Source organism: Vibrio sp. 10N.247.311.49 (genome assembly GCF_041467655.1).
Classification (GTDB): domain Bacteria; phylum Pseudomonadota; class Gammaproteobacteria; order Enterobacterales; family Vibrionaceae; genus Vibrio; species Vibrio crassostreae_C.
The window spans coordinates 318,738-337,672 of sequence record NZ_JBFSVA010000003.1 but is presented as its reverse complement, the minus strand read 5'-3'; the positions used below and the strand labels follow the sequence as shown (position 1 = coordinate 337,672).

Here is an 18,935-nt window from a genome sequence, read left to right as displayed (position 1 = left end):
AAAACCAGAACATGAGTTCTGGTTTTTAATGCCGATTCAACTAATCAATCAACACCAACGAATCGAGAATCCCTTTGCCACTGTGGATTCCACCTTCATTTTCGCTGGCAGGTTTACTGCGGATCAAGTAACCCGCGTAGCCGTCTAGCTCTGTTACTGGTTCACCTTTGAAGTAAACGGTGAACAAACCCACTTCGCTGACTAAGTCTGTCACGAGCGTTTGGTGAGTGTCACGCACTGCAATGGTCGGCACGTCACGTTCATGCGGGTACAAGCGCTGCATCAATGCCCACGCGTCGTACTCTTCTGGTTTAAGCTGGCTCAGTTGTTCGCTGATGTCGTCACCAAAGACACAATGACCACCGCCCTCACCTTGGTTTTTCAGCTCCCATTCTTGCTTATCAGCTTGTGTGTTAAACCATTCAATTGCTTCATTGGTGATAGGCTTCATATCAGCCAGAACACTCTTGACCAGTTCGGCTTCTTCTCGCGTTAAACCCCAGCGGGCGTATTCTGCTGCTGACATCATGGTCAGCAGCATTTGCATGGTTTTGCTGGTCGCTAATTGCTGGCTGATAGTCGCGTTCATTGCGACATGGTGTTGCTCCATAAACAAGCGAGTCTGACTTAACGTATGGCAACACACCGATTCATTTAGCTCTGGAGCCCAATAATCTGAATACTGGTAGCCAGCTCTTAGATACACCACATCGACAGCTCCGACATCTTTCAATAGCAGGCGTTGATTATCGCCCGATGAAAGCTGACAGCTCAACTGTTCAAAAGTACGACGCACCGTGCATAATTGCCCACTCACAAGCATCTTCAATAACTTGTTGCGGAATCGATGGCATTGAATTCATTTAGATATCTCATTCTTGGCGGGCATTTGGCACCCGTAATAAGACGATGCTCATTCGAAAAAGACGAAATAAATTTTAAAAAAGTTATTTCGCCGTTTTTATCATCGTAGCTCGCGGTTTACAGCTAGGGTTCTTGGGTCTTATTGACTATAAGGTCGCGAAGCCATTTGTGGCTTGGTTCAGAATCAAAGTAACGGTGCCAAAGCAAAAACAAACCACCGGGAACCAACTCAATAGGAATCGGCTTCATCACCAGTTCGCCACTCTCAATATAGTCACGAACCGAGTTGTACGGATAACACATCAGCAAATCGCTTTGTTTGCACAGCTTTACTGCGCTGGTGATGTCCGACACGTTGGCGGCTTTGTTAATTTGAAGCTGTTTGGCTTGCAAGATTTCCAGTAGCAACCAGTCGCCAACGCCACCGGTCACCAACTGAATATGACGGTATTTAAGGAAGGCTTGCAGATTCCACTCTTCTTGAAGTACTGGGTGATCATTTCGCATCAAGCACACAGAGTAATCTTGCAGCAACTCGACGTGGTTTAGCTCCGCAGGGATATTTTGAATGTGGGTGCTAGCCCTTTCATCGAGCTCAAAAATTCCAATCCCGAAATCGACCTCACGCTTTAGTAAGCGCTTAAAGGTTTCGCTGCTCCAAGTAGTGCTGTTTACCGTAATGTTCGGCGCATCTGCTAGCGCGTTAGGCATAAATTTAGGGTAAATCGCGGTATAAGCGGTTTCAACAAGATCGATATTAAAAGTACGTTCGCTGTCTTTCGGCTCAAAAATGTCCGGCACGGTTAGCTGTTCAACTTGCAGAAGGATTTGATGAATTTTAGGCGCTAAAGAGGTGGCTTTCGGTGTTGGAAACAGGCCTTTTGACTCACGTTCAAACAAAGGGTCGTCAAACAAAGAACGCAGCTTAGTGAGTTGTTTACTCACCGCAGACTGACTAAGGAACAATCGCTCTGCCGTTTTGCTCACGCTGCGCTCTTCAAGCAACACGTGTAAACACAGCAGTAAATTCATATCACATTTGAGTAAGCTTTTAACATCTACCATGATATTCCTTAGATTCAGATTAATGATGACTTTATGTCACTTTAAATCATATCACAAACTTGTTAATTTAAGCCCATGTAACCTATGAGTTAATAACTCAAAAAATAATAGACCTAAGGAATACTCATGAACTTTCTAGCACTCCCTAAGATTGATCTGCACTGCCACCTAGACGGAAGTGTTCGTCCAGACACCATTATTGATCTGGCGAAACAGTACGGAATCGAACTTCCAGAAGACCGTGAAGCGGTAGTAAAGTCTCTAACAGTGCCTGAAGATTGCAAAAACCTTGATGAGTACCTAGCTTGCTTTAGCCTGCCACTGCAAGTGATGCAAACGGAAGAAGCGATTGAGCGTATCTCTTTTGAGCTTTACGAAGACGCAGCACTAGAAAACGTTAAGTACCTAGAAGTTCGTTTTGCACCGATTCTTCACGTAAACAAGGGCTTGTCTCTTGATGCAATCATCGCAAGTGCGGTTAAAGGCATGAAGCGTGCAGAAGAGAAATACGACATTAAGGGCAACTACATCATGTCTGTACTTCGTATGTTCCCGAAAGACTCAATCAAAGATGTAATCGACGCTGGTAAACCATACCTTGGTAAAGGCGTGGTTGCGTTTGATATTGCAGGCGGTGAAAAGCCGGGCTTCTGCGCTGAATTCCCTGAGTACACGCAATACGCTATTGAACAAGGCTACCGTGTGACGGTTCACGCAGGTGAGCAATGGCATGGTCAGAACGTTTACGATGCAGTCACACTGCTTGACGCTGAGCGTATCGGCCACGGTGTCCACATCCAAGGTAACGAAGACGCGTACAACATCGTTAAAGAGAAGCAGGTTGCGCTTGAAACTTGCCCAACAAGTAACGTGCAAACTAAATGTATTCACAAATTCAGCGACCACCCAATTGCTGAATTCAAGAAAGACGGCATCGTTGTAACGATCAACACAGACAACCGCACTGTGTCGAACACAACCATGACTAACGAAGTGAAGCGTGTGTGTGAAACATTCGGTCTAACAAAAGAAGATTACGTAGAAATCTACAAGTACTCGGTAGAAAGCGCTTTTGCTTCAGACGAAGTGAAACAGCACCTAATGGGTTTCGTTGAGCAAATCTAATTGGTAAAGCGCGCCTTTTGCTGAATAGCTGGGCTCACTTAGCATTAGTGCTTAAAGCACAAAATAGGAAGAGAAAGGCTGAGGCTTTTCTCTTTTTTTATGTCCAAAAATCGCTAATCTTGCAGTATTCGTCATTTAGACCGAGACTCTCGGAAAGTGGGCAGCATGAGTAATACAAACGATCAAACTGAACTCGATAAAATGTTATCTGGGCAAGTATATGATGGTGCAGACCAAGAAATTGATACCATACGTACCAATGCCAAAAAGGCGTTAATGGCCTTCAACAACCATCAAAATCCAGATCAACAACACACATTGCAAGAGCAGCTATTCGGTAAAGTCGGGAGTAGCAGCTTAATCCAGCCCCCTTTTCATTGTGAGTTTGGAAAAACCATCGAGATTGGTGACGACACCTTCATCAATATGAACGTCGTAATGCTAGATGGTGCGAGAATCAAAGTCGGAAACAATGTTTTAATTGGACCAAGCGTCCAATTCTATACGCCATCACACTCCCTTGATTATCGTAGCCGTCGTAAATGGGAAACCTTCTGTTTACCGATAACAATCGAAGATGATGTGTGGGTTGGTGGAAACTCGGTCATCAACCAAGGCGTGAAGATTGGGGCTCGCTCGGTTATCGCGGCGAACTCTGTGGTCAACAGCGATGTACCGCCAGATTGTCTATACGGTGGCACGCCGGCGAAGTTAATTCGACACTTGGATACTGAGCAATAAAGTTAAATAGAAAAATAAAGCTCATTAAAAGAACAAATAGAAAAAGAGGCGATGTTCATGATGAAACAGCGCCTCTTTTTAATCGATTCGTTTTAGCTTTTATCAGTCTTTTCTATCCGTCGTTTTTCTACTTATCTTGCCTACCTAGATTATCTACATAGAGAAACCTGACTAAAATAGATAGCTTGAGAATTTCGCTACATGATCACGTAAATTCGACGCCAAGAGCACGAAGTTCGTTCTCACATTGCGCAGAATCGATAAACTGAATACCCGCCATACCTACGGCTTTTGCTCCTTCTACGTTGTAAGGCATATCATCAATGAACACCGTTTCTGAAGCCTCCAGTCCATTATTTGAAAGCAACGCTTGGTAAATCTCAGGCTGCGGTTTAAGCATGCTAAGTTCAGCGGATACGGCTGCGCCATCAAACAAAGGCCAAAATTCGTAGGTGGCTTTTAGGTGTTCAACAATCTCGACCACGTTGTCGGTAAGTGCATACACACCATACCCAGCACGCTTTACGCGCTCGATAAGGTCGACAGAACCATGCAATAAGATCTGCGTTTTCTTAACGTAATAAAACAGGCGGTCGCACTCTAATGAAGATAAATCGAGCTCTTGTTGGTAGCGAAGTTTGGCTTCATTTTCGGTTAAGAACCCTTTGTTCAAATCCGACCAAATCGCACTTTGGAAAATCGAAAGCTCTCGGGCTTCAGGGTCGGCAATGTTACCAAACGTTAGTTGAGTAATTTCCAGCGGCGACCAACGCACAATCACATTACCCACATCAAATACGACATTTTGATTTGATTCGAACTCATACCCTACTCCTGAATTAGTCACTTAAAATAGCAACAACACAGACATTAAATGCCGCACGTTAAAGTTCATAATCTTGTTTTACAAAATGAGGACTAGAATCACAAGATGTAATCAAGTCAGCGCAAAAGGTGGTCACTAGTACCCCTAACTAACCCTATTTATCATCACCCACTTAACCTTCTATGTTACAATTATGAGTCATTCAGAGCGTACTGAATCCCTGATTTAGTTCACTATTCTTTAGTCACAGTGAATACACTTTAAAGTTATTGATCTATGAAAAAGTACGAGTTAGTTGTCCAAGATATTGTGAGCAAGATCTGTCAAAACAGTATCAATCATAAGCTTCCCGCGGAAAGAGAACTCTCTGAAATATATGGGTTATCTCGATTTACTATTCGAAAAGCGCTAGCCAAGCTAGAGGCTATTGGCATGGTGAAATCTAAGGTGGGTTCTGGTTACTTCGTCAACACTTCTCTCATTGGTACACCACTGGTGTACAACTCCATTACTGAAAACAGTTTTGAAGAGATCTCTTATAAAAAGCTCCAACTGAATAAAGCGCTACCCGATAACCACGAACAGCAGATTTTTTCTTTAGACGACAATGACTACATTTGGAAAATTAGACGTCTTCGATTGATTAACAACAAAGTAGTTCAGATTGAAGAAGCCAAGATCCCTGTCAGCGTCTTCCCAGAGATGAATGCCGAGATCATTGAAAGCTCAATCCAGAAACATGCGCTAGCGAAAGGCCTTCAGATCGATAGCTACTTAACGACGTATCAAGCGATCAATGTTTCTAAAGAAGATGCGGAGTTGCTCGGCTGCAAAAAAAATGCGGCGGCGATGAATATCACCAACCGAGGTTTCTTGGCATCGGGTGAACTGTTCATCGTCAGCGATATTATCGATATCAATTACCAATGCACCTACCACACGCCTTTTAACAGTGAGAGCATGAGCTTCCGAAATAAGAAGTAATAATTTATTTAGGTTCCCACCATTTTAGTTAATTTAAATAACTAACCCAGTTAAGTATTTACAATCAAAAACCTATAAGTTAATAACTGTACTCAAATATTTATTAGTTATAATCTTGCTATATAAAAATAACTTATAGACCTTTGATAAATTTAATTGAGTAATTAATACTAGTCAAAAAAATGGCCGCTTTAAGCGGCCATTTTAATTAACTCGATAAGTTATGGAGTGTGAATCGCGCCATCAGGAAGGCGACTTTGAGTCCACTCGTGGGGGCGATACATAACAGGGAACTCGGCTGCAACCTCTTGGTCGATTTCAACACCAATACCTGCGATTTCAGAAGCGTATAAGTAGCCATTAATTGGCTCTGCAGCGTTCGGGAATACCTTGTGCGTATTCTCGTTGTACTCGACATGCTCTTGAATGGCGGCATTGTGTAAATGCACGTTCAAATGCGTGTTGACCGCTGCACCAATTGGCGTCATATCTGGCGGGCAATGCCATGCAATACGAACACCGAAGTTCTGACATAGATGGCCGAGTTTCAGAGCAGGAGTAATACCACCAATCTGTGAAACATGGCAACGAATGAAATCAATACGACGATTAGCAATCAGAGATTTCCACTCTTCAGGGTTATTAAATAACTCCCCTAAACCTAATGAAACTGAGCTTTGGCTACGAATATTATCCAACCATTCCGTTTGGTTTGGCGGCAGAATATCTTCAATGAAGTAAGGCTTATATTGCTCGACTTCTTTGGCAAATTGTATCGCTTGGTTCGGGAATAGGCGCTCATGAACATCATGAAGAATATGGAATTGGTTACCATACTTCTCTCTCAACGACTTAAACATCGTTAGAGTATTGTCCATGTACTGATCTTGGTCGTAGTACGAGCCTTCAGTCGGGTTTTGAGTGGTATGCAAATCGGTTGGAACACCGCCATAGAAACCAAGCTGACAACGAATATGCTTGTAGCCTTTGTCTAGGAAAGACTCCACCAGCTCATAAATACCTTCCATCGTGTCGCTCGTCGCGTGTGTGTATACAGGAATAGCATCACGAGACTTACCACCAAATAATTGATGTAGCGGCATACCCGCCAATTTGGCTTTAATATCCCACAATGCCATATCAACACCGGAAATTGCATTATTGATAACAGGGCCATTTCGCCAATAAGCGTTGACCATCATCATTTGCCATAAGTCTTCAATATTATTGGCGTTTTTACCAATAAGAATAGGTTTTAAATATTCATCGACCATTGTTTTTACAGCAAGCGGTCTTTGTTGGAATGTCGCACAACCGAACCCAGTCACGCCTTCATTCGTTTCAACTACCACGGTAATGAGATTGTGTCTGTCTGGTTTAGTAATAATACAATGGATATCAGATATAATAGTTTCTTTCACAATTAAATAACCTAAACTTAAGTCAACTCCTATTATCTAACCGCTTTAAAAAGCACATTTCAAGCGCTAATTTTTCGTAAAAATAATTGGTACGTTAAGAGTATTTTTTTGATAAACAAAACATACCAATTGGCTAAAAACGGTGGAAAAATAATTTTTCGAATTTTAAGTGTGATTGAGATCTCTTTTTACTGCGTTGGATTTAAATTGATTGTCGTTATGATTGCTCGAGTTAAATATATTCCAATAACAGGTGTAGTATGCAAATGGTAGAAAAGAGTGATGCCGTTATTAATAACTCGAAGTCATCATCGAAAAATAAAAATTTCAAAGAAAATATACAGTTATTAATCACTGCACTTGGTGGTGAAGACAATATCGTGAGTATCACGCACTGTATGACAAGGCTGAGATTCAAATTAGCCGACGAGTCTCTGGTAGACGAAGAAGCGATCAAGCAGATCGCAGATGTGAAAGGTGTGGTACTTCAACAAGGCCAGACTCAAGTCATCATCGGTGTTGAGGTCGAGAAGTGGTTCAACGCGCTATCAAACACTCAACAAGCTGACGCTAATCCGGCTGATGAACTAGAGAAAGGCAAGCTGTTCCAAGGCGTGATGCGTATTGTCGCAGGCATCTTTGGTCCGGTTGTACCCGCAATCGCTGGCGCGGGTATGTTGATGGGCCTGTTGTCTGGTCTTATTGCAACCAATGTTATCTCTGAAACCTCAGACACAGTTTATTTCTTCCGCTCGATCTCTGTTGCTGTGTTCTTCTTCTTACCTATGCTGGTTTCTTTCTCTGCTGCTAAGGTATTCAAAGTAAACGAATACATTGCGCTTGCTGTCTCTTCAGCAATGCTAGCGCCTCTGCTTGTTGATAAAGCAACAATGCTAAAAGACGCAGGCGCTGCTCCGGAGCTGACCGTTCTTGGCGTGGTTCCTATTGAGCTGCTCAACTACGGCGGCGCGATTGTTCCCGCGATTCTAGCAATCTGGTTATTGTCTAAAGTGACTCCGTTAGTTGACCGCCTAGTTCCTTCTTCTGCGAAGCCTGTATTTACACCACTGCTTGCCTTTACGGTAACTTCGACCATCACGCTATCATTTGTTGGCCCTGCTGGTATCTGGCTAAGTAATGGCGCAGGTTGGGTGATGAGCTCACTACTGGAAATCTCTCCGACGTTAACAGGCTTTGTGTTTGGTCTAACTCGCCCGATCACCATCGTATTTGGTATCCACCACAGCATGACGCCAATCAGCCTGAACAACTTTGCACTGTATGGTAAGGATCTACTTATGCCAATCATGTGTTTGGGTAACATGGCAATTGCTGGCGCGACAATGGCTATCTGGCACAAGCAACGTAAAACGGTTTCTAAAGAGCAATCTTCAATTACGATGGGCTCAAGTGTTACTGCGATTCTAGGTATCACAGAACCAGCTCTGTTCGGTGTACTCACGAAATACACCAAAGCGATGATGACCGCGAGCTTGGCTGCAGGCGTGTTCGGTGCTATCTCGGTAACAATCGATACGCACTTAACAAGCTACATTCTTTCTTCTGTATTCAGCTTGCCAGCTTACCTTGCAGGCGGTACGCAAAACTTCATTCAAGCACTGATGGGCGTGGTGGGTGTGTTTGCACTGTCTTTCGTCCTAACGATGTTGTTCGTAAAACTAGACAACAAGTAATCGGCTAGTCTCACTCCCGTAAGATTAGAATCGAAAAAGCATGACCATATCTCATTATAGTCATGTTTTCCTCAATACGAACAAACCCAACCTTTCCTTTCTAAGGCTATATTATGACCCACATCGCAATCATCGGTGAGTGCATGATTGAACTGAATGGGGCTCCATTTGGCGACATGCATCAAAGCTATGGTGGAGACACATTAAACGCGGCAATCTACTTGAACCGCAGCGCTGCGGTTAGCAACCCCATGAACTGCAATAACACTGCGAATCCAGCGATGCGAACTAGCTATGTCTCGGCGCTTGGCTCTGACGCTATCAGCCAAGAGATGCTTAACCGATGGCAAGATGAAGGACTATCAACCGAATTCGTGCTTATTGACGAGCAGCGTTCACCCGGGCTCTATCTCATTCAACTCGACGATGTTGGTGAGCGCACCTTCCTATACTGGCGCAACGATTCGGCGGCTCGCTACATGGTACAGCACCCCGATTTCGATAAGATAGCCAACCAACTTCACGATGTTGATATGGTGTTTCTGAGTGGCATTTCCCTCGCGATACTGCCACACAGCGATCAGCTAAAGTTGCTCACTATCATTGAAGGCCTGCGTGAACGTGGCGTTACCATCGCCTTTGATAGTAACTACCGACCAAAGTTGTGGAGCTCAGAGGCCGCAACTAAAGAATGCTATCTATTAGGCTATAAAACGACCGATATAGCCCTAGTCACATTCGATGATGAACAACTGTTGTGGAGCGATCAAACGCCACAAGACACCATAACAAGGCTGCATACGCTCGGTGTCAAAACCGTTGTTGTCAAGCTTGGTGCTGAAGGCTGCTTGATCAGCGAAAACCCCGCAAATGAGCCAGTAAAAATCACAACGACACCTGTCGAGACTGTGGTTGATAGCACCTCTGCTGGCGACTCTTTTAACGGCGGTTTCTTATCTTGCTATCTCGCTGGAGGTTCTATTGAAGAAGCCTGCCATCAAGGTAATGCATTAGCCAGATTGGTGATTCAACATAATGGCGCAATCATCCCAAAATCCATCACCGACACTCTTTCAAACTGATATTAAGAAGTACACATGTCTACAATTAACGAACAGCTAAACGCACTTAAAGTTATCCCTGTTATCGCCATTGATAACGCAGAGGATATTATCCCTCTAGGCAAAGTATTGGCTGAGAATGGGCTTCCCGCCGCTGAAATTACGTTCCGTTCAGACGCCGCTGTTGAAGCTATCCGACTGCTTCGAGAAGCTCAGCCTGACATGCTGATCGGCGCGGGCACCATCTTGAACCGTGAGCAAGCACTCGCAGCAAAAGAAGCGGGCGCAACGTTTGTGGTTTCACCGGGCTTTAATCCGAACACAGTTAAAGCATGCCAAGAGATCGGCATCGATATCATTCCAGGTGTGAACAATCCAAGCACCGTTGAAGCGGCATTAGAGATGGGCCTAACAACCTTGAAGTTCTTCCCAGCAGAAGCATCTGGCGGCATCAGCATGGTGAAATCGCTCGTTGGCCCATACGGCGATATTCGACTCATGCCTACAGGCGGTATCACGCCATCAAACATCGATAACTACTTAGCAGTGCCTCAAGTATTAGCTTGCGGTGGTACATGGATGGTGGACAAGAAGCTGGTTATAAACGGGGAGTGGGACGAGATCGCACGCCTAACACGCGAGATTGTTGAGCAGGTGAATCACTAGTCTATGTCATTCAGGTAAACAGAGCCTGTTTAATTTCTAACAATAAAGCCACAGCACTTTGGTGAGGCTTAATTATATGATCCGCCTCACTCTCAAGCCCTTAAGCTTAGAGTCGGCTCTCAGAGTGAGGTGAACCAAATATCTTCTATCCATACTTTAGGTATCGACCTAGGTAAACATTGCTTCTATGCTATCGCACATAACCGTTGTGAGGTGGAGGCGCTTCGTCGCAACCGACTCTTAACCTTTCTAAGTGAAATAGAACCAGCAACTATTGCTTTTGAAGCCTATAGCGATACTAGTTTGATCTCACACAGAGTTTAACCTCAGCCAGCTGTCCAAAAAGGAGTCATAAAGCAACAGAACTAACACTCACAGAAAGAAGTGACGCTGAGTGGTTATCAAGGCTTACTTCTGCTCTACTGACCTTTATGAGCATTCAACCTTGGATGTCTTAACTGTTCAAAAAATACATTCACACAGACAAGTAATGGGACCCCTACTAGCATTCCCATAGAGCCCCATAGCCAACCCCAAAATACAAGCCATACAAATAAAATCAGCGGATTGAGACTAAACCTTTTCCCCAGTAATGTAGGAGTAACCAATTGGCTTTCTATCAAATTAATCGCCAGGAAGATCGCAGCGACCGTCAATGCGTAGCTAAACGACTCAAACTGTATAAAAGAGACTAAAGCAAAGCACGTAACTGAAACCATCGGGCCAAGATAGGGGATAAAATTCATTAAGCCTGCAAAAGCGCCCCAAAGGAAAGGGTCTTGCAATCCCATCATATAAAAAGCAAAGCCAACAGTGAGTCCTAAGCAAACATTAATGATGGTGATGGCGCCTATGTAACGAGACAAATCCTTTTGAACAACTTTAACCAATTCAACAGCCCTACGCTTATCTGAAAAGCATTCAAAAAGAGATAAGCTTTGAGAATAAATTTTTCGACCGTAATTCATCATGAAATACGCCATAAGAAACGCAACCAACAACTGAGTAACAATGGTTGGTGTTGTCGTAAGCACTGATTCTATAATGGAAAAAGCCGTGTTATTGGTAAGCCCATCATTGGTAACAGTACTACTCATGGAGAACCCGGTGGCGTCAGTTAAGCGACTGTTTTGAGTAACCTCACTCACTTCATTAGATACATTCTCAACCAACATTGGTAATTTTGACCACCATTGCTGAGCGGGCTCACTCAACATATTCAAACTAATCACAACAAAGCCAATAAAACCAATAAGTACAGCCATTACGTTAATGACTCGAGGGATACCGAAGCGAGTAAGGTAGTTAACTAGAGGGCTACATAGCAAAGAAATAAAAGCACCAAAGATGATTGGCAACAAAAATGGCTTGGCGATATGTAATGTAAAAATAGACATCATGAGAACAGCAAGGAGCATAAAACTAGTTTGCAACACACTTCGTTGTCTAAGAATACTGTATTTTTTTGATGTCATTTTATTCCTATGAGTAGGAGGTTTTGTTTTTGAGGCTTCGTCAATTTGAATCAGGCACTCGATACCGTCAGCCAACACTAACTTGAATTAAAAATGATGGTTACTTAAGTAAATTAAGTATTAGCGATAGCTGTTTATAACCAAAAACAGACGATTTAAAACGATGAGTTCGATTCAAAATTACAACACCAAGGCCTGTGATGCCAAGGGCATACAAGGGGTACTTGTGAACAAACTCTTTTCCTTTGTGACGAATAAGTCCCATACAAAGTGCAACTTGACGAGCTCTACTTCTCCCCTCAAGTCTTTTCATTTGAATCTGTCTTTGTCGATTCTTGAGTGCTGACATGTAACCCCTCCTTCAATTGCTCTTTCGTACATTCAAAACCTATAAATTGCTTTAAGTAACTAGAACGAAGTACCAAGCATATTAGAATCAAACCGAGTGTGAATATAAACGCGCCGTAACCCGCTAACAGATTCAAAGTGAAGTAGTAGATCACTACTCCAGCACCGACGGCGATACTAAAAAGAAACAGCGGTAACAACGCAACAAAGAGGAGCTGAAACACAAGACGCTTTTTAAATGCATCAACACTATTGCGAAACTCCAATAAGAAAAGCTCTAAGGTCGATTGAGACCATTGCTGGGTATGTGTCTGTAATATAGCTAAGTCTTTCCACAATCCATTTAACTCAGAAGCAGAACGTTTAAGATCATCCACCTTACGATCGCTCGATTTATCATTGGCAGAGTTTACTGGATCATTTTGACTATTTACCTGCATAACGGTGCTCTCTCAATTGCGATGTTGATATATGGCTATTTGATTAACTTCGAGACAGCCCAACCAGCGAGAAACGCACAGCCAACACTCAATAATGGACGCTCTTTAATGATGTTTTCCGCTTTCTCAGACGTGTTCTTCACACTTTCAGAGCTGGCCTCGAGAGTTTCATGGACCGCCTCTTTCACATTTTCGATAACTTCTACTGCGGCCTCTTCAGCTTTTTCATAAGTTTCTTCAATTTGTTGTTTGGCTTCTGAATTTTTAGCGTTTGACTTTGGCATAAGTTTTCTCCTTATTTGATTATCATAAGCCAGAGAATAATATTAATACTATTAATCTCTAGCTACTTTAATAATCAATGCTAGCATCGTGCCAACTTTCACAAGTACCAGAATAATTGAAGATAAGCTCCCATATCATTAATAAATGGCATTAATCAATGTAATAATTTCACTAGAAAACATCTATTAATGTATTTTTTACAAAAACAAAGTAAAACCTTAGACGAAACAAGCTGAATATAGGGTTATTAATTGGCATAAAAAATGCAATAAACCAAATACAGCTTAGAACCAAATGAGGATTCATGAGAAACCAAAGTATATTATCTATTGTTAACCTGATAAAAAGTGGAAATATTATTTACGAAAAAGCGATATCCAACATAAGAAGTGAAAAGATGGCAAAAAATCTTTTTGATATCTACACGGTAAAGAAATGTGCAGAGTTAAAGTTACAATCTTTAACTTACTACTCAAAAATACATCAAGAACAGATACCCGCTAGTTATACGATAAATGCCAGAGAGCGCTGTATTGAAGCGGAAGATACAAAAGGTAAAAACAATCAAGAGCTCTATTTAAAGCACCTAGAAGGTGTCGAGACAAAGATCATTTCCGACATTGAATCACTGCTAGAAACTAACCCTGATTTAGAAGGGAGAAGAAGATTAAAAGTGGTAAAAAATGAAATGGAATCATGTCGAGACCAAATACACAACATGCGTCAGAATTAGTTATTAGCGAATGATGGTTGGAAATCAGAATCAAAGAAAAGGCTTATTTTAATTCTTATAAATCAACTGAAATTATAAATACTACTGAGATGAAAAGGAGTAATGATATGTTGTTTAAAAAGGACAATGATCCCCTTGAGGTAATTCACTATAAAGGCATAGAAAAAATACTATGTACATTGAAAGATCACTACTTCTCATGTGTTGACCTAATTGAACAGAAAGCACATGGGAACATTGCAAGAGCTGCAAATCGATTTATAAAAGTTGAACGTTCATTAATAAACGAAGTAAACACCAAGTTCTGCATTAACAATGAAGTTAATGACAATGACATATTGAGTCAGCCCCCTGCGTTAATTGTTAGTTATAACGATATGTACCAGAGTAATTTAAGCCTAATTTCTTACCTCAAGAACACTATTAGAAAGTTTAACAATCAACATATGTCTGCTTTTTTCTCCTATTGGGTTGCGGCGTTGCAAGTTGAAAATGATGAGATAGCAAAGCATTTGTAACAGATATAACCCATCTAAAATAGATACGATTAATTAACTTGAGAAGAGAATCAAAGCCTACAACACAATCATTAAACAGTGGGAATAATCTAGGTTTAATTCTGATCTAATTCTGACATCACTCAAAATAAAAAGCGTCGAGGCATATTGCCTTGACGCTTTTTTACGAGAGGGACCGCTATGTTATTCTAGGAAGCGTCATCGACAGCCCCAGTCATCATTCTAGACAGACTTTTACCGCCTTTGGGATCAAAATCAAGTGTTCTAATCGGAAACGGTATTGTCATTCCAGCCTCTGATAATGACTCTTTAACCGCTATAATACCGTCGTGCTTTGCGTCCATATAACCAAAACCTCCTGGGTACTCAATCCAAAACCAAACCAATAAGTTAACGCTACTATCAGAAAAGCTTGAAGCGTAAACCGTCGTATCTTCTTTCCGACTAACATAAGACTTTTGGTTTATCGCTTTGGTTATCACCTCAGCGGCTCTTTTGGGACAGTCTGCGTAGGAAATCCCCACAGGGATCTCGACCCTTCTTCGTCCTTTTCGACTGTAGTTCGTCAAAATATTTCGGAAAACCATCTTATTGGGAATCATGACGTGTTGACCAGAGAACGTTTCAACCAGTGTATTTCGTAAGTTTATTTTGACTATGGTACCCATGACATCGTTGGAACCAACAACATCGCCAATTTTAAAAGGTTTACGAATACTCATTGTAATACCTGAAATGAGGTTCTCAGTCATATCTTGAAAAGCAAAACCGATAGCTAAACCTAGAATACCGGCACCGGCAAGCAACGATGTAACCGTACCTTGGAGCCCAACAAAATCTAACGCGACAAAAAATCCAATAGTAACAATGGTAACCTTAACAATAGAAGCCAGTAAGTTAATGACTTCTTGAGAGTCGACAACTCTATTGCTCAATCTTTTAAACAACTTACCGCTTATGTTGGCAACAAAGATAAAAATAAGAAACGTAACAAAAGCAACAATCAGGTTAGGGATAAGTTTAATTGCTTCAACTAACCAATGCTCTAACTTACCCTCTATCAGATGCTGAAACTTCTCTAAGTTAAAAGAGAGATTCATGTCCATGGTGTCTCCTTCTTATTCAATATGCGGATTATTCAATACATTCATGGAATACAAACCGTTAAGGCTTGCTTATCAATACTTATCTCCAGCGAATCAGCCGAATACGTCTCTCCATCAATCACGTATGAAATAGGTCGGTCAGAATCAATTTTAACGAGCTGTGCCGAAGCATAAGTAAAGTAACTAGCTTGTTCTTTCGCTCCGAGACTCGATAACAACAGATCAGATAGAGCGATAGCTCGTTTACTAAGTGAATTTGTGTTTTCCAAATAGGTAATATGCAGCTTCCCATCATCCGGCCTAGGAGGCTGTCCCCCTTGAGCAAGCACAGTACTAAAAGGGGAAGAGTTCGCCACGACCAAACTTTGTAGTTTCATACTTTGTGATGGTTGGTCATCGATTGAAATTTGAAAGTGTTGATTATCGTCGGTGATTACTGCATTGAAGAACCCAGTCAAATACGCGAATTGCCCTTTTTCATTTTTTTGTTCTCGATGTGCGTAATCGATCATCTGTTCTTCAAACCCAATACCAAGAAGCAGTAATATTGGTTGTTGATTACAGAACGCCAGATCGATTCTTTTTGAGTTGCCAGATAAAATAGCCTCACACGCTTTTTCAACAGGCGATATTTTCGAGGTCAATCCATAAAGCATATGACATAGAGCGTTCGCGGTACCCAAAGGTATAATCCCGAGTTGTGTATCAGTCTTCCTAACTTGCCTTGCGACTTCACTAACCGTCCCATCGCCACCTGCAACGAGAATATGCGCAGTATTCCGGTCTTTGGCCTGCTTAGCTAATATTTCTGCTGATACTTCTTGGCTAGTAAGAAAAATATCTAAACTGTACTTTCTCGTAAGTTCACGAATAACCTGTTGTTCATTCGCCAACCATTTACCACCACCTGCAACAGGGTTGGCAATAAGGCAAGCTTTATGGCCAAGAGTGAGCAAACCTTTATCACTGATTGCTTGAAGTGTTTTCAGTTGTAGATGGTTCAATTGGGCTGTACTTCGCACGTCGTTAATACTTTTCAAGACCTGCTCTACAGTAAGTGACGGATTTTTTGCTAAAAGATAGGCAGCTACGACAAAGACAGAACGTCCTCGACCGAGAGCACAATGCACAACAACCGATCTAGATTGATTGATTTGGGTATCGATCCAATTTATAGCATGTTTAAGCTTATGCATTTTAGGGACTTTATGATCAAGAACCGGGGTGTTTAAATAGCGAAATTGATCACCGGTCATTGCACTTTCTAAACCAGAAAACTCAGCTGTAACATCTACAATACAATGGATGTTTTGAGATTCTAAGAACGATAAATCTGAAGGGAACAAACGACGAGATACATATAAACCTTTTCCAACCTTCTGTATTGGTTCAACTTTATCTCTTTTAATTGCCCATGCATTGTACAGTCGAACACCTAAGAAGAATGGAATGAAGATCCATCTAATCCACCACACTATTTTCCCATCGCTAGTCTTCCTAAATATTGACGGCATATCGAAGATGTAGGCAACACTAACGATGAACATCGACAAACTACACCAGGCAAAAACACCACGGATTATTAGCTGTGGTATAAGAGCAGCAGCAAAAAAACAAGCTATAGCAAGAAGCATATAATATTTAATAATAAACATGTTACGCCTTAATTTATCCGTGAATTTAAATATATTTATCCGTAAATTTATCTATCTCTAAATTAAATAAAAGAAGGGCTCAAGAATGAGCCCTTAGCTTGATAACAAAGCAGTTTTATACTTATTTAAAGAATTTGATTACTTCGTGATTCAAGCAACCTCTTTTTCATATTTACGAGCTAATGTTTCTTTTTGTTCAGTATCTAAGACTCGACCTGCGGTTTGAAAAAAACGCTGCTCTTCTTCTTCTAAATGATGTTCAACCTTATCTTTTAATGTTTTCATTAAAACAAGCCAAGCTGGTGAAGACATCTCTGTATCATCGAGTTGAGCGAGTATTTTGTCGATTCCATGATGTTCAGCGATTCCATGTCTAGTCATGTCAATGGATTGATCACTCTCGATCAAAGGTGCATAAAAATGGCGCTCTTCTGCAGTCGCATGCTTGGTTAACTCATCCTTAAGGTTAACATAGAGTTCTTGCCTAGCTTGTGTGTCTCCCGAAGTTTGGAGTAACGCATCCATCAAAAGTCGTTGCTTTTCATGACTGTCTTTGAGCACATCAAATATATTTTTCATGTCTAATTCCTACTTCATTGGTTTATTTTTATGAGGATTTTGGCATCTCATTGCACTCTAGATGACAGTTCTAGCAATCTTCATCTTTCGCATCTAAATGCTCTTTAATATTTTCACAGCTATCTTCTATTGCGTTTTGAGTATCCTCTACAGCCTCATCTACATTTTCCCCGGCTTGTTCCATCGGACCTTCATCACTACATGCCGCAAGTGCAAATGTAATACCCACAATAGTTAAAAAACGGTAAGCGTTCGATTTGATGTTCATATAAACTCCTAATGTTTGTTTTTATTCAGCAACATAATTACCACTGAAACCAGTAGTGATATTGCAAATATATAAAATATGATCTTTGCTACTGTCGCAGCAGCCCCAGCGATACCACTAAATCCCAATAGGGCGGCAATAATTGCGACAATAAAAAATATTAGCGACCAGCGAATCATCGTTATTCCCCAATTTTTAATAAATTACCAATTGTAGAGAGGTTAAATAATATTTAATTTATCCACCACTCTCTCTACATTCGGGGTATTATTTGCTATAGATAAAGCTAAGTCGTGTTCACTGCTTGATGAAACTGAACCTTTCAAGATAACCACACTGTTTTCGGTTTCAACTTGAATATCGCTACCACTAACATTGGTATTCATTAATAAACGAGTGATTACCAGTGTCTTTATGTGAGCATCAGTCAAAGCTTGTACGGCTGCGGGTGTTTTTTCTTTGTCTTCATCAATCACTGTAAGTTCGTTTTTTACAGACTTAACGTCATCTAGGCTTAGCACTAACTCTTCTGCCAAATCTTTCTCTGTTTCATTTTTAACCGAGCCAGTTAAAGTAACCACTCGATTTTTAACGTAGGTGTTGATGTCAAATGAGTTTAAATTAGTATTCAGTAATAAAGTCGTTTCTGCTTTTCCATCAATCCACGCATCGAAAGTTTCTTTTTCCCACATGCTATTAGCAAAAACAGTTGATGAAGAAGTTGCAATCAAAGTAGCTAATAATATTTTACTTGCAGTATTTCTCATTAATTATCTCCTCTAGTTAACTGACACTTGTACAATTGCAACCAGCATGCCAACTTTTTAACTGACTGAAAATAAAGGATTTACACTTTAATTTTGAAAATTTACCATTGGTAAAATAATCGGAGGTGTATTAATTACACGAGTATTTTGTAAAAATTATCATCAATGGAGATCCTAGAATAATTAATATCAATACTGTTAATTAGCCACTTCTACTATCAGTAATATTGTAACTACATTTAAAAGGTGGCGTATAGTAAATGATAGATTCATATTTGAAGGACATCATGTTATTATCAAGGTCGTTTTCTGTC

General features: G+C 41.1%; 20 protein-coding genes and 2 pseudogenes. 8 read left to right on the top strand and 14 right to left on the bottom strand.

What is annotated here, in order from left to right; all coding sequences use genetic code 11:
* Window positions 1–40: 40 nt before the first annotated feature.
* A pseudogene (locus AB6E54_RS05865) lies at window positions 41–799 on the bottom strand (glutathione synthase); the annotation flags it as partial.
* Window positions 800–987: 188 nt separating this feature from the next.
* Window positions 988–1,929: a LysR family transcriptional regulator gene (locus AB6E54_RS05860; protein ID WP_372106630.1), complete on the bottom strand. Its 942-nt coding sequence runs from the start codon at window positions 1,927–1,929 to the stop codon at window positions 988–990.
* A gap of 126 nt (window positions 1,930–2,055) precedes the next feature.
* Here AB6E54_RS05860 and add point away from each other — a divergent pair, with 126 nt between their 5' ends.
* On the top strand, window positions 2,056–3,054 hold the full coding sequence (add, locus tag AB6E54_RS05855; protein ID WP_372106632.1) for an adenosine deaminase: 999 nt from the start codon (window positions 2,056–2,058) through the stop codon (window positions 3,052–3,054).
* Between the two features lie 165 nt (window positions 3,055–3,219).
* Window positions 3,220–3,795: a sugar O-acetyltransferase gene (locus AB6E54_RS05850; protein ID WP_017061090.1), complete on the top strand. Its 576-nt coding sequence runs from the start codon at window positions 3,220–3,222 to the stop codon at window positions 3,793–3,795.
* Window positions 3,796–4,000: 205 nt separating this feature from the next.
* Here AB6E54_RS05850 and AB6E54_RS05845 read toward each other — a convergent pair.
* Window positions 4,001–4,620: pseudogene (locus AB6E54_RS05845) on the bottom strand (HAD family hydrolase).
* A gap of 277 nt (window positions 4,621–4,897) precedes the next feature.
* Here AB6E54_RS05845 and AB6E54_RS05840 point away from each other — a divergent pair.
* Window positions 4,898–5,605, top strand: coding sequence for a GntR family transcriptional regulator (locus AB6E54_RS05840; protein ID WP_372106634.1), 708 nt, complete (start codon window positions 4,898–4,900; stop codon window positions 5,603–5,605).
* 221 nt (window positions 5,606–5,826) lie between these two features.
* Here AB6E54_RS05840 and AB6E54_RS05835 read toward each other — a convergent pair whose 3' ends face one another.
* Entirely contained in the window at window positions 5,827–7,026 is a 1,200-nt protein-coding gene (locus tag AB6E54_RS05835; RefSeq protein WP_017065858.1) for an enolase C-terminal domain-like protein, read from the bottom strand.
* A gap of 260 nt (window positions 7,027–7,286) precedes the next feature.
* Between AB6E54_RS05835 and AB6E54_RS05830 the strand changes: the two genes are divergently transcribed.
* From AB6E54_RS05830 to AB6E54_RS05820, 3 genes are all read left to right on the top strand, one after another.
* Complete coding sequence (locus tag AB6E54_RS05830; RefSeq protein ID WP_017065857.1) at window positions 7,287–8,720, top strand: PTS transporter subunit EIIC; 1,434 nt, start codon at window positions 7,287–7,289, stop codon at window positions 8,718–8,720.
* Between the two features lie 113 nt (window positions 8,721–8,833).
* Complete coding sequence (locus tag AB6E54_RS05825) at window positions 8,834–9,802, top strand: sugar kinase (protein ID WP_102333539.1); 969 nt, start codon at window positions 8,834–8,836, stop codon at window positions 9,800–9,802.
* Between the two features lie 15 nt (window positions 9,803–9,817).
* Window positions 9,818–10,447: a bifunctional 4-hydroxy-2-oxoglutarate aldolase/2-dehydro-3-deoxy-phosphogluconate aldolase gene (locus AB6E54_RS05820; RefSeq protein WP_229647613.1), complete on the top strand. Its 630-nt coding sequence runs from the start codon at window positions 9,818–9,820 to the stop codon at window positions 10,445–10,447.
* Window positions 10,448–10,866: 419 nt separating this feature from the next.
* On the opposite strand, the gene AB6E54_RS05815 is transcribed toward AB6E54_RS05820, so the two are convergent.
* From AB6E54_RS05815 to AB6E54_RS05800, 4 genes are all read right to left on the bottom strand, one after another.
* Entirely contained in the window at window positions 10,867–11,922 is a 1,056-nt protein-coding gene (locus AB6E54_RS05815; protein ID WP_010431932.1) for an AI-2E family transporter, read from the bottom strand.
* Between the two features lie 100 nt (window positions 11,923–12,022).
* Entirely contained in the window at window positions 12,023–12,235 is a 213-nt protein-coding gene (locus tag AB6E54_RS05810) for a hypothetical protein (protein ID WP_016795981.1), read from the bottom strand.
* Window positions 12,222–12,710 carry a hypothetical protein gene (locus tag AB6E54_RS05805; RefSeq protein WP_010431936.1) on the bottom strand — a complete coding sequence of 163 codons (489 nt, stop codon included), beginning with the start codon at window positions 12,708–12,710 and terminating at the stop codon, window positions 12,222–12,224. Before AB6E54_RS05805 ends, AB6E54_RS05810 begins: the two co-directional genes overlap by 14 nt.
* 35 nt (window positions 12,711–12,745) lie before the next feature.
* Complete coding sequence (locus AB6E54_RS05800; RefSeq protein WP_010431939.1) at window positions 12,746–12,994, bottom strand: hypothetical protein; 249 nt, start codon at window positions 12,992–12,994, stop codon at window positions 12,746–12,748.
* 305 nt (window positions 12,995–13,299) lie between these two features.
* Between AB6E54_RS05800 and AB6E54_RS05795 the strand changes: the two genes are divergently transcribed.
* Window positions 13,300–13,728 (top strand): DUF2383 domain-containing protein, encoded by a 429-nt coding sequence (locus AB6E54_RS05795; RefSeq protein ID WP_010431941.1) that lies wholly within the window; start codon window positions 13,300–13,302, stop codon window positions 13,726–13,728.
* Between the two features lie 107 nt (window positions 13,729–13,835).
* Window positions 13,836–14,246, top strand: coding sequence for a hypothetical protein (locus AB6E54_RS05790; RefSeq protein ID WP_010431943.1), 411 nt, complete (start codon window positions 13,836–13,838; stop codon window positions 14,244–14,246).
* Between the two features lie 188 nt (window positions 14,247–14,434).
* On the opposite strand, the gene AB6E54_RS05785 is transcribed toward AB6E54_RS05790, so the two are convergent.
* The 6 genes from AB6E54_RS05785 to AB6E54_RS05760 all read right to left on the bottom strand — a co-directional run bounded on the left by AB6E54_RS05785 (window position 14,435) and on the right by AB6E54_RS05760 (window position 18,621).
* Window positions 14,435–15,352, bottom strand: coding sequence for a mechanosensitive ion channel family protein (locus AB6E54_RS05785; RefSeq protein ID WP_017065202.1), 918 nt, complete (start codon window positions 15,350–15,352; stop codon window positions 14,435–14,437).
* A 41-nt stretch (window positions 15,353–15,393) separates the two neighbouring features.
* Window positions 15,394–17,007 (bottom strand): diacylglycerol kinase family protein, encoded by a 1,614-nt coding sequence (locus AB6E54_RS05780; RefSeq protein ID WP_171387505.1) that lies wholly within the window; start codon window positions 17,005–17,007, stop codon window positions 15,394–15,396.
* Between the two features lie 150 nt (window positions 17,008–17,157).
* Window positions 17,158–17,586 carry a hemerythrin domain-containing protein gene (locus tag AB6E54_RS05775; RefSeq protein ID WP_372106637.1) on the bottom strand — a complete coding sequence of 143 codons (429 nt, stop codon included), beginning with the start codon at window positions 17,584–17,586 and terminating at the stop codon, window positions 17,158–17,160.
* A gap of 70 nt (window positions 17,587–17,656) precedes the next feature.
* On the bottom strand, window positions 17,657–17,854 hold the full coding sequence (locus AB6E54_RS05770) for a hypothetical protein (RefSeq protein ID WP_010431955.1): 198 nt from the start codon (window positions 17,852–17,854) through the stop codon (window positions 17,657–17,659).
* Window positions 17,855–17,862: 8 nt separating this feature from the next.
* The gene (locus AB6E54_RS05765) at window positions 17,863–18,033 is read right to left on the bottom strand and encodes a DUF1328 domain-containing protein (protein WP_010431958.1); all 171 of its coding nucleotides are present in this window, start codon (window positions 18,031–18,033) and stop codon (window positions 17,863–17,865) included.
* Between the two features lie 42 nt (window positions 18,034–18,075).
* Window positions 18,076–18,621 (bottom strand): BON domain-containing protein, encoded by a 546-nt coding sequence (locus AB6E54_RS05760; protein ID WP_017065851.1) that lies wholly within the window; start codon window positions 18,619–18,621, stop codon window positions 18,076–18,078.
* Window positions 18,622–18,935 lie beyond the last annotated feature (314 nt).

Coding starts and splice junctions, on each gene's coding strand:
- AB6E54_RS05775 (WP_372106637.1), bottom strand. CDS start 17,586: ATGAAAAATATATTTGATGTGCTCAAAGACAGTCATGAAAAGCAACGA.
- AB6E54_RS05800 (WP_010431939.1), bottom strand. CDS start 12,994: ATGCCAAAGTCAAACGCTAAAAATTCAGAAGCCAAACAACAAATTGAA.
- AB6E54_RS05790 (WP_010431943.1), top strand. CDS start 13,836: ATGTTGTTTAAAAAGGACAATGATCCCCTTGAGGTAATTCACTATAAA.
- AB6E54_RS05860 (WP_372106630.1), bottom strand. CDS start 1,929: ATGGTAGATGTTAAAAGCTTACTCAAATGTGATATGAATTTACTGCTG.
- AB6E54_RS05760 (WP_017065851.1), bottom strand. CDS start 18,621: ATGAGAAATACTGCAAGTAAAATATTATTAGCTACTTTGATTGCAACT.
- AB6E54_RS05820 (WP_229647613.1), top strand. CDS start 9,818: ATGTCTACAATTAACGAACAGCTAAACGCACTTAAAGTTATCCCTGTT.
- AB6E54_RS05765 (WP_010431958.1), bottom strand. CDS start 18,033: ATGATTCGCTGGTCGCTAATATTTTTTATTGTCGCAATTATTGCCGCC.
- AB6E54_RS05815 (WP_010431932.1), bottom strand. CDS start 11,922: ATGACATCAAAAAAATACAGTATTCTTAGACAACGAAGTGTGTTGCAA.
- add (WP_372106632.1), top strand. CDS start 2,056: ATGAACTTTCTAGCACTCCCTAAGATTGATCTGCACTGCCACCTAGAC.
- AB6E54_RS05795 (WP_010431941.1), top strand. CDS start 13,300: ATGAGAAACCAAAGTATATTATCTATTGTTAACCTGATAAAAAGTGGA.
- AB6E54_RS05830 (WP_017065857.1), top strand. CDS start 7,287: ATGCAAATGGTAGAAAAGAGTGATGCCGTTATTAATAACTCGAAGTCA.
- AB6E54_RS05810 (WP_016795981.1), bottom strand. CDS start 12,235: ATGAAAAGACTTGAGGGGAGAAGTAGAGCTCGTCAAGTTGCACTTTGT.
- AB6E54_RS05825 (WP_102333539.1), top strand. CDS start 8,834: ATGACCCACATCGCAATCATCGGTGAGTGCATGATTGAACTGAATGGG.
- AB6E54_RS05850 (WP_017061090.1), top strand. CDS start 3,220: ATGAGTAATACAAACGATCAAACTGAACTCGATAAAATGTTATCTGGG.
- AB6E54_RS05840 (WP_372106634.1), top strand. CDS start 4,898: ATGAAAAAGTACGAGTTAGTTGTCCAAGATATTGTGAGCAAGATCTGT.
- AB6E54_RS05770 (WP_010431955.1), bottom strand. CDS start 17,854: ATGAACATCAAATCGAACGCTTACCGTTTTTTAACTATTGTGGGTATT.
- AB6E54_RS05805 (WP_010431936.1), bottom strand. CDS start 12,710: ATGCAGGTAAATAGTCAAAATGATCCAGTAAACTCTGCCAATGATAAA.
- AB6E54_RS05780 (WP_171387505.1), bottom strand. CDS start 17,007: ATGTTTATTATTAAATATTATATGCTTCTTGCTATAGCTTGTTTTTTT.
- AB6E54_RS05785 (WP_017065202.1), bottom strand. CDS start 15,352: ATGGACATGAATCTCTCTTTTAACTTAGAGAAGTTTCAGCATCTGATA.